The sequence below is a fragment of the Bradyrhizobium centrolobii genome (assembly GCF_001641635.1).
Lineage (GTDB): Bacteria > Pseudomonadota > Alphaproteobacteria > Rhizobiales > Xanthobacteraceae > Bradyrhizobium > Bradyrhizobium centrolobii.
Genome location: NZ_LUUB01000064.1, coordinates 39,272 through 45,745, shown reverse-complemented (window position 1 = coordinate 45,745; position 6,474 = coordinate 39,272). Strand labels below are relative to the sequence as shown.

At 63.3% G+C, this 6,474-nt stretch carries 7 protein-coding genes; 1 reads left to right on the top strand and 6 read right to left on the bottom strand.

All coding sequences use genetic code 11. From position 1 onward, the window contains the following. The first annotated feature begins 104 nt into the window (after positions 1-104). The gene (locus tag AYJ54_RS21205) at positions 105-1,436 is read left to right on the top strand and encodes an IS1182-like element ISBrsp8 family transposase (RefSeq protein WP_076611642.1); all 1,332 of its coding nucleotides are present in this window, start codon (positions 105-107) and stop codon (positions 1,434-1,436) included. Positions 1,437-1,553: 117 nt separating this feature from the next. Here AYJ54_RS21205 and AYJ54_RS21200 read toward each other — a convergent pair whose 3' ends face one another. The 6 genes from AYJ54_RS21200 to AYJ54_RS21175 all read right to left on the bottom strand — a co-directional run bounded on the left by AYJ54_RS21200 (position 1,554) and on the right by AYJ54_RS21175 (position 6,194). Further along, a complete protein-coding gene (locus AYJ54_RS21200) occupies positions 1,554-2,342 on the bottom strand; it encodes an SDR family NAD(P)-dependent oxidoreductase (RefSeq protein ID WP_063701847.1) in 789 nt (262 codons plus the stop codon). 209 nt (positions 2,343-2,551) lie between these two features. Beyond that, positions 2,552-2,968: a 50S ribosomal protein L17 gene (gene rplQ / locus AYJ54_RS21195; RefSeq protein ID WP_063682058.1), complete on the bottom strand. Its 417-nt coding sequence runs from the start codon at positions 2,966-2,968 to the stop codon at positions 2,552-2,554. Between the two features lie 167 nt (positions 2,969-3,135). After that, positions 3,136-4,167, bottom strand: a complete 1,032-nt coding sequence (locus tag AYJ54_RS21190) for a DNA-directed RNA polymerase subunit alpha (protein WP_063701846.1) — start codon at positions 4,165-4,167, stop codon at positions 3,136-3,138. 112 nt (positions 4,168-4,279) lie between these two features. Then, a complete protein-coding gene (gene rpsK, locus AYJ54_RS21185; RefSeq protein ID WP_007603045.1) occupies positions 4,280-4,669 on the bottom strand; it encodes a 30S ribosomal protein S11 in 390 nt (129 codons plus the stop codon). A gap of 123 nt (positions 4,670-4,792) precedes the next feature. Beyond that, the gene (gene rpsM / locus AYJ54_RS21180) at positions 4,793-5,161 is read right to left on the bottom strand and encodes a 30S ribosomal protein S13 (protein ID WP_027574068.1); all 369 of its coding nucleotides are present in this window, start codon (positions 5,159-5,161) and stop codon (positions 4,793-4,795) included. A 187-nt stretch (positions 5,162-5,348) separates the two neighbouring features. Next, a complete protein-coding gene (locus tag AYJ54_RS21175; protein WP_063701844.1) occupies positions 5,349-6,194 on the bottom strand; it encodes an adenylate kinase in 846 nt (281 codons plus the stop codon). Positions 6,195-6,474 lie beyond the last annotated feature (280 nt).

Genomic DNA, 6,474 nt, shown 5'->3' with positions numbered 1-6,474 from the left:
GCTAACCCACCCTACGAGGCTGTGAATCTTTCATTTCGGCTGGGCGGATGTAGCGGAGATCAAGGCCGTCGTGATTCTCTGTGTGCCTTGATTCGGCGGAGGGGATGATGGCTGACGAAGAGCTATTTGGAGAGCTGCCGGAACAGGCGAAGCCGCGAGCAGGTGCAGAGCCGGTTGGAGCGCCGCGGCTGCGCGAGCCGATGCGTGACCAGATCGAACTGCGTGCCGTGGATATCGAGAGCCTGATCGGGCAAGAGCATCCGGCGCGCGTGATCTGGGCCTATGTTGAGGGGCTGGACCTGAGCGAGCTTGAGGATCGGGTCAAGGCGCGGGAGAATACGCCCGGTCATCCGCCGCCATCGCCACGACTGCTGCTGGCGCTTTGGCTTTACGCCACGAGCGATGGCGTGGGCAGCGCGCGTGCGCTGGACCGCCTCTGCGAGAGCCATGACGTCTATCGCTGGCTATGTGGCGGAGTGTCGATGAACTATCACACGCTGTCGGACTTCCGGGTCGGCTGTGCCGACCTGCTCGACCGCCTGCTGAGCGAGCATCTGGCGGCGCTGAGCAAGGCGGGGCTGGTCGATCTGGAGAAGTTGACCCAGGACGGGGTGCGGATACGGGCCAATGCGGGGACCGGATCGTTCCGGCGGGAGGCGACGCTGGATCGGCAGATGGCGCAGGCCCAGGCTGTGGTGGAGGAGCTCAAGCGCGAGGTCGATGCGGATCCGGAAGCCAGCAATCGGCGCATTCGGGCCGCGAGGGAGCGCGCGGCGCGCGAACGCAGCGAGCGGGTGCAGGCGGCGCAAGCGGCGCTGGCCGAGATCAAGCGCAAGCGAAAGCAGCTCGACGAGAAGGGCGGCAATGGCAAAAAGCCGAAGGAGGCGCGGGCCTCCACCACCGACCCGCAGGCGCGGGTGATGAAGATGGCGGATGCCGGCTTTCGTCCAGCCTACAACGTGCAGGTGGCCAGCGCGGCGGGCGAGCTGATCGTGGTCACGGTCGACGTCGACAACAATGGATCGGATCGCGGCCTGATGCGGCCGATGCTGGAACGAACGCGATCACTGCTGGGCCGCTTTCCCCGCCGCCACCTCGTCGATGGCGGTTTCTGCAGCGCCGAGGATATCGAGTGGGCGCATAGCGAAGGCATCGACATCTACTGTCCACCAACGCAGTCCAGGAGCGGTGTCGATCCTTATTTGCCCCGGCATGGCGACGGTCCGGGCGTGTTGGCCTGGCGTGCTCGCATGGCCAGCGAAGACGGCAAAGCTCAGTACCGAGCCCGTACGATCTGCGAATGCATACATGCCCGCTGGCGCAACTGGGACCTGCGGCAATTGACCGTCCGCGGTATCGAAAAGGTCCGCGCCGTCGTCCTCTGGTACGCGCTCACCAACAACATCCTGCAGGGCCACCATCTCGCCAAACCATAGTGGCACCCACAGTCCGCCTCGTCACAGCCCTCGGATCAACTCAACTCGCCATTTCCCTGCCGGCCAATCTCCGCAGATCCAATAGCTTCACAGGCTCTACGAGCTACGAGCTCATCGCTAGGCAATCGTGTTGACGATGCCGCCCTCGGCCCGCAGCGCCGCGCCGTTGGTGGCGGAGGCCTCCTTCGAGGCGACATAGACCACCATGTTGGCGATCTCGTCGACGCTGGCAAAGCGTTGCAGCAGCGAGCTCGGGCGATGCTGCTTGACGAAGTTGGCAGCGGCCTCATCGACCGACTGGCCGTTCTGCTTCGCGAGATCCTTCACGAAAGTCTCGACGCCCTCGGTCATGGTCGGGCCGGGCAGCACGGAATTGATGGTGACGCCGGTACCGCGGGTGAGCAGCGCAAGCCCGCGCGCAATCGAGAGCTGGGCTGTCTTGGTCATGCCGTAATGGATCATCTCGACGGGAATGTTGAGACCGGACTCCGAGGAGATGAAGACGATGCGGCCCCAGTTGCGCTTGAGCATGCCCTTCAGATAGGCGCGCGACAGCCGCACGCCGCTCATCACGTTGACCTCGAAGAAGCGGCTCCAGTCCTCGTCGGGGATCTCGAAAAAATCCTTCGGCTCGAAGATGCCGGCATTGTTGATGAGGATGTCGACCTCGGGCAGTGCCGTGACCAGCGCCTTGCAGCCCGAGGCCGTCGAGACGTCGGCGGCGATGCCGCGCACCTTGGCGCCTGTCCCTTCGAGCTTGCGGACGGCCGCATCGACCTTGTCCTGGCCGCGCCCGTTGATCACGGCGTTCGCGCCGGAGGCAGCAAGCCCCTTGGCAATGGCCAGGCCGATGCCGGCGGTCGAGCCGGTCACGAGAGCAGTCTTGCCGGAAAGGTCGATCTTCATGCGATATCTCCATTGATGTCGATGGAGATATCGGTCGCTGCACAAGCAGCCGCAATCCGCACTCACTGACGCGTGAGCAGAACGCCCCTCACATCGTCGTCGTGGCGAAAGCCAGGACGACACCTTGAGCGTCGCGAAAGGCTCGACAACCGCCAACAAAAAAGCGGCGCCCAAAGGCGCCGCTTTCTGAAGACTTCATGCCGTCCGGCTCACGCCGCCTCGGCTTCCTTCTCCTGCACCGGACCGGAGTCCTGGCCCTTGGCATCGACGTCGCGATCGACGAACTCGATCACGGCCATCGCGGCGTTGTCGCCGTAGCGGAAGCCTGCCTTGATGATGCGGGTGTAGCCGCCCTGGCGGTCCTTGTAGCGGGTCGCTAGCGTGTCGAAGAGCTTCTTGACCATGTCGACGTCGCGCAGCTCGGCGATCGCCTGGCGGCGCAGCGAGAGGCCACCCTTCTTGCCGAGGGTGACGAGCTTCTCGACGATCGGGCGAAGCTCCTTGGCCTTGGGCAGCGTGGTGACGATCTGCTCGTGCTTGATCAGCGAGGCCGCCATGTTGGCGAACATCGCGCGGCGGTGCTCGGCCGTGCGGTTGAGCTTCCGATGAACCTTGCCGTGACGCATGTGACTATTCCTTACGTTAAAACTGCCGCGACGGTTCGTCGGACATGTTGCTCAGGTGGGCTGCCTGCGTTCGCCCAAGTCAGTCATTCCGGACGGCGCGAAGCGACGATCCGGAATCTCGAGGTTCCGGGTTCGATGCTGACGCACCGCCCCGGAACGACGAATTCTTAGTAGTGATCCTCGAAGCGCTTGGCGAGCTCGTCGATGTTCTCCGGCGGCCAGCCCGGCACTTCCATGCCGAGGTGCAGACCCATCTGGGCCAGCACTTCCTTGATCTCGTTCAGCGACTTGCGGCCGAAGTTCGGGGTACGGAGCATTTCCGCTTCGCTCTTCTGCACGAGGTCGCCAATGTAGACGATGTTGTCGTTCTTCAAGCAGTTTGCCGAACGCACCGACAGCTCGAGCTCGTCCACCTTCTTGAGGAAAGCCGGGTTGAAGGCGAGGTCCGGGATGATCTCCTGAGCGACTTCCTTGCGCGGCTCTTCGAAGTTGACGAACACGTTGAGCTGATCCTGGAGGATCCGCGCGGCATAGGCCACCGAGTCATCCGGCGAGATCGCGCCGTTGGTCTCGATCGTCATGGTCAGCTTGTCGTAGTCGAGGATCTGGCCCTCGCGAGTGTTCTCGACCTTGTAGGAGACCTTGCGGACCGGCGAGTACAGGCTGTCGACCGGGATCAGGCCGATCGGCGCGTCCTCGGGACGGTTGCGCTCGGCGGGCACGTAGCCCTTGCCGGTCGAGACCGTGAACTCCATGCGGATCTCGGCGCCCTCGTCGAGCGTGCAGATCTGGAGATCCGGATTGAGCACGGTGACGTCGCCGACGGTCTGGATGTCGCCGGCGGTGACGACGCCCGGGCCCTGCTTCTTCACGACCATGCGCTTGGGGCCTTCGCCCTGCATCTTGATCGAGATGTCCTTGATGTTGAGCACGATGTCGGTAACGTCCTCACGGACGCCAGCGATCGAGGAGAACTCGTGCAGCACGCCGTCGATGTGCACCGACTGCACGGCCGCGCCCTGGAGCGAGGACAGCAGGATGCGGCGGAGCGCATTGCCGAGCGTCTGGCCGAAGCCGCGCTCGAGCGGTTCGGCGACGATGGTCGCAAAACGGGCCGGGTCGCCGCCAGGCGTGACCTGGAGCTTGTTCGGCCGAATCAGTTCTTGCCAATTTTTCTGGATCGTCACTGTTTCACCCATACAGGCCAGTCAATTTGACAGTTCAAAATACTGGCGTTGGAGAAAGGCCGCAGATCATTCCCGCGGCTTCGCAAAATGTCATTGCGGGCGACAATGCGCCCGCAACCTCGTATCAAACGCGGCGACGCTTGCGCGGCCGGCAACCATTGTGCGGGATCGTGGTCACGTCGCGGATCGAGGTGACGGTGAAGCCCGCGGCCTGCAATGCGCGGAGCGCCGACTCGCGGCCCGAACCGGGACCGGCGACTTCGACTTCCAGCGTGCGCATGCCGTGCTCCTGCGCCTTCTTGGAAACGTCCTCCGCAGCGACCTGCGCTGCATACGGGGTCGACTTGCGCGATCCCTTGAAACCCATGGTGCCCGCGGACGACCAGGCAATCGTGTTGCCCTGCGCGTCGGTGATGGTAATGGTCGTGTTGTTGAACGACGAGTTCACGTGCGCGACGCCGGAGGCGATGTTCTTGCGCTCACGACGGCGAACGCGGGTGGCTTCCTTGCCCATTGAGTCCCTTTCCTGAAGATCTCAAACGCCGCCGTAATGCCAGCGGCTACACCTGTGGAACGAAAGGCGCATGGCGAACGGGAGAGCCCCTCTTCGCCACGTGCCGCGACTGAATTCGAAAACTTACTTCTTCTTGCCGGCGATGGCCTTGGCCGGGCCCTTGCGCGTACGCGCATTGGTGTGAGTACGCTGACCGCGCACCGGCAGACCGCGACGATGACGCAGGCCGCGATAGCAGCCGAGGTCCATCAGACGCTTGATGTTGATGCCGACCTCACGACGCAGGTCGCCCTCGACGAGATAGTCGCGGTCGATCACTTCGCGGATCTGGAGCACTTCGGCGTCGCTGAGCTGATTGACGCGACGATCCTCGGGAATCTTCACCTTCTCCATGATGTCACCGGCGATCTTGGGGCCGATGCCATGGATGTACTGCAGCGCGATCAGCACGCGCTTGTTGGTGGGAATGTTTACGCCGGCAATACGGGCCACGGCCTTCTCTCCTGTTGCCGATCCCTCGTCAGGAATCGGGCTTTAAGTGCTTGCTTTCTCGGGCAGGTGTTCACAAACGCGAACACGACGCCCACCCCCGGTCTTCCTGGGGCCCGGCATCGTCTGAAACTATCCGACTTGGATGCGGGGCTTATTAAGGGATTCAGGGGGCTTTCGTCAACCGCTGCTAGCGTTTAGCTCGCTTTTTCGTGACCTTTTTTGGGCTCTTCTTCGGGGCCTTTTTGGCGGCCTTTTCGACAGCCTTCTTGGCGGTCTTCTTCACGGCCGTCTTCGCGCTCTTCTTGGCCCCTTTGGCAGCCTTTTTGGGGGCTTTGGCAGCCTTTTTGGCCGTTTTCGCCGGCTTTTTGACGGTCTTGGCAGCCTTTTTGGTTCCCCTCTTGGCGGCGCTCCTGGCAGTGGTTTTGGCGTGCGTCTTGGGCTCGACCGCCCCCAGCGCCAGCAGGAGGCGGTGGATCGCGCGGGTGACCTCCTCGATGGTCATCATGCCGTCGATGGTCGAGAGCTTCCGCCGCTCGGAATAGTAGTGAATCAGCGGTTCCGTCAGACTCCGGTAGCTGGCGAGCCGCTTGGTCAGGACCTCCGGCGTGTCGTCGACCCGGACCTCCTCGCCGCGCTCCCGCATCTGAGCCACGCGAGTCTCCACGCGCTGGAGCAGCGCACTCTCGTTGACCCGCAGCTCAATGACCGCGTCGAGCTTGAGGTGCTTGTGCTTGAGGAGCTCATCCAGCGCTTCGGCCTGCGGCACGGTGCGCGGGAAGCCATCGAGGATGAAGCCGTTCTTGGCGTCCGGCAGGTCGATCCGGTCGGAGATGATTCCGACCACGACGTCGTCCGGCACCAGACCGCCATTGCCCATGATCTCCTTGGCCTTCAGCCCGACCGGCGTTCCTGCCGCAACCGCAGCGCGAAGCATTTCCCCGGTCGAGAGCTGGACGATGCCGTAGCGCTGCACGAGCAGCTGCGCCTGGGTCCCCTTGCCCGACCCCGGCGGTCCCAGAAGTATAATTCTCATCGGCGTACGCCCCCCGGATTGGTGAGCGATACGTCGCGCACCTGTGTTTGAAGATCAAGAAACCGTGCAAACCATAATCAGCGCCGCACCGCTACCCATATCATAGGGGAGCTGGCGCCCGGAGGCCAAGAAAGCCTGTGAAATCAGGGATAGCGTGGCGGTGAGAACAGCTCTGCCGATGCAATCGAGCGGTCGGCAGCGCGCCTGAAAGACGCTGCGCATCTGCGTGCGCAGCGAATCGGTGACATCAGCCGGCACCCTGATCGGCCGCCGCGCCTCA